The 3,201-nt window shown below is 24.7% G+C and carries 4 protein-coding genes; all 4 read right to left on the bottom strand.

Annotated features, from left to right (window positions below; all coding sequences use genetic code 11):
* Positions 1 to 714, bottom strand: a 714-nt coding sequence (locus J7G74_RS11270) for a GNAT family N-acetyltransferase (RefSeq protein ID WP_297135356.1), incomplete at its 3' end; no start/stop codon positions are given.
* A gap of 14 nt (positions 715 to 728) precedes the next feature.
* A complete protein-coding gene (locus J7G74_RS11275; protein WP_297135358.1) occupies positions 729 to 1,352 on the bottom strand; it encodes a GyrI-like domain-containing protein in 624 nt (207 codons plus the stop codon).
* Positions 1,353 to 1,453: 101 nt separating this feature from the next.
* Positions 1,454 to 2,368, bottom strand: a complete 915-nt coding sequence (locus J7G74_RS11280) for a helix-turn-helix transcriptional regulator (RefSeq protein ID WP_297135361.1) — start codon at positions 2,366 to 2,368, stop codon at positions 1,454 to 1,456.
* 432 nt (positions 2,369 to 2,800) lie between these two features.
* The coding region (locus J7G74_RS11285) for an MFS transporter (protein ID WP_297135362.1) at positions 2,801 to 3,201 on the bottom strand (401 nt) is incomplete at its 5' end.

Below are 3,201 nucleotides of genomic sequence, written 5' to 3' on the forward strand. Positions count from 1 at the left end.
ATTATTATAATATAAACTGTATGTAGTAAATGGTGTGATTGAATTTTGTGCCTGTTCTTTGTTTTCATATCTAACTAATCTAAAATCTAAGTCTTTTTCTTTTGCATAATCAGTTATTATAGAAACATATTTAGAAGTAAATGGACATTGATTTGAGTAATATAATACAAACCCAGATTCATTAATATTATTTTGTTCAATGTTATTTTCATTATTTTCTTTTACTATATCTTTAAACTTTGGTATGCTCATATTTTCTTCAAAAGGTAGATATAATAACTCAAAATAAGGATTTGCAGTATCAGCTACAACAAAGCCTTTATTTTTTAAATATTTTGGATCTGATAAATATGGTTTCTTTTTATTTGAACTTAACACAACCAACCCCTTTTTACCTTTTATCTTACTATCTTTTATACATTCTTCTAATAATTGACTCCCTATCCCTTGTTTTTTATATTTTCCAGAAACCCAATGACAGTTAATAAACATATATCCATCTGCATCAATAGGGCACCAAGCATTTTCTGCTGGTATATATTCAATAAAAACTTTGCCTCTTACATCACCTTTTTTAAACACTAATCCCTCTTCAAATCTCTCTCTTAACCATGCTTTTTTTGAAGATACCTGACATTCTCCCTTTTTATCAGAAATAGCACAACATATATGTTCTTCCTCTAGATTTTCTAAATTAACATCTATTATTTTCATAATAAATTTCTCCTTTACTCAGTTTTCACCCTATATCTTAAAACTGTTTTTAGCTTGTCCTTAGATGTCTTCCTAAAATCTGATATATAAATTTCTCTATGAGCCATATTTCTTATTAATAAATTATTATCTTTACAAAATTCTTTCATAACTTCAAAGGTTTTATATTCATTATCAAATGGTCCGATATGCATCATTTGAACACACATACCTTCTTCTATTTCACCAAATACAACCTCATCTAATAGCTTATTTGGCTTCTTTTCTTTTACACTCTCTAAAGCTAGTTTAAAAATTTCTTCTGTAACAAAATCTGGCTGCCTAATCATTATATTATAAACTAAATTATTTTTATCAAACTCCTCTTTTTTTCTTCCTTCTTCATCTAAATCCCAAATTCCTTCTAAAGGATATACCACATAATCAAAATATCCATTTGGATTTATCCCCTTTTTAGGCATCATTTTTATGGTATAAGATAAGGAATATAATACTCCTACTCTTTCAGAAAATTCTTCGCTATTTGGATTTCCTGTTCCTTTTAATTGTATAAATTTAAACTTTTCAATATTTACTATCTCTGGTTTAGTTTTTGGTAGATAGTAATTTTTTTCTTTTTTTCTCCATTCATGTTTCATTGTTTCTCTCCTATTTTCCAAGTGCATATAAATCTACTCTCTCATATTTGTTATGACTTACTAATTATTTTTTATCTATAACACTTAATTACATCTATTATTTAAATTTTACTGTAAATTTTTATAGTTTCTTTCATTCTTTGTAATACAATATTTCTTATATGTGCAGGCTCTAATACTTCTACATAAGGTCCAAAAGAAAGAATATATCCATATAACCAATCATTTTCTGGAAATTCTATATTTACTTCATATGTTCCATCATTATTATCAATTATTGATTCTTCATCAAAGTCATCAAATAATCTATATAAAGCTTCTCTTTTTACTTTCAATTTTAATTTAACTATGTTTTCTACATTCTGTTCCATCATATTTGATTCTATAGAATCAATACTTCTTTTTTCAAATACTTCTTCTTTTAAAATTAAATCCTTTATTCTACTTATCTTAAAAAGTCTAAAATCTTTTTTTAATCTACAATAACCATATAAATACCAGCTTTGCCCTTTATAAATAAGTTTGCTAGGCTCTACTTTTCGAATAGATTTGTTTGCTAAACTATTTACGTAGGTAAATTCTATTAATTGATTATTTAATATGGCATCTTTTACCTTTGTAAATTTATCATCTTTTCTAAGTTTGCTACCCCATCTTGATAAGTCTATATCAATCCATTCTTCTTCATTGTTTTTATTTTTTATAAATCCTACTTTATTGATTATTGAGTTAACTTCTGGATATTGAATTGAAGATAATGCTTTTAATGCTAAAGTCAAGCTATGTTTGTCATTTTCTGATAATATGGCTTTATTTATTGAAAAATCTTCTAATAAAAATATTCCTCCTCCTTTTCCTTTATTCATATATACAGGAACTCCTGATGATGATAGGGTTTCTATATCTCTATATATAGTTCTTATAGATACTTGAAATTTATCAGCTAGTTCTTTTGCTGTTATATTTTTTTTATTTAAAAGTATTAATATGATTTCCGTTAATCTATTAATTTTCATATTACTCCTTAATTAATTATTATATTTTATTATATAAAATTATATTGTTCAGTCTTAATATAGTTATTTTATTGAACTATAATATAATTTATTTACTATATAACTATCTGTTATAATTTAGTAAATACATCAAGTGTCCTCTTTTTGTATTTACTTTATTATATCAGACATCTTACAAAATAATTGTTTCTCTACTATTTCAGTTTTATTAATACTACTCAACCCAACTGTTTTTACTAAATTGTTCAACTTATCATCACAAGTATCTTTTATTATCAGTCTATTTATACAATATTATATTAACGCTTTTATAGGACAACTGTATGTCATATTTTAAATAATATTTATCTACAAACCAGATAAATCAAAATTTCCTCGAAATAAAAAAATTTATATCATATTTATAGTTATATGATATAAATTTTTCATATATTAATTATTAACTTCGTCAAGCAATCCTCTTTTACTCTCTATATAAAGCATAATAAAACATACGACAAATGTTAAACTAGCTACTGAAAAAGCTACTACTATAGATGAATATTTAACTATTACGCCTGATAAGATAAAAGATACCATTAATCCAAAATACATGAGTGTAGATGTAATCCCGTTTACCTTACCTAAATACTCTTGATCTGTTATTTTAGTCATAAGTGTCATTACATATCCACTTAATAAACCTCCAATAATATTATCTATAAACTGTAAAATCATTGTAAGGGCTGGTATTGTTGAATATCCTTCTATAAATACTGTTATTGCAAAAACTCCTATTAAAGAATAAAGTATCTTAATATTTTTCAAATACTTAGCTAATGCAATATATAATC

The organism is Terrisporobacter sp. (assembly GCF_017888745.1).
GTDB lineage: Bacteria > Bacillota > Clostridia > Peptostreptococcales > Peptostreptococcaceae > Terrisporobacter.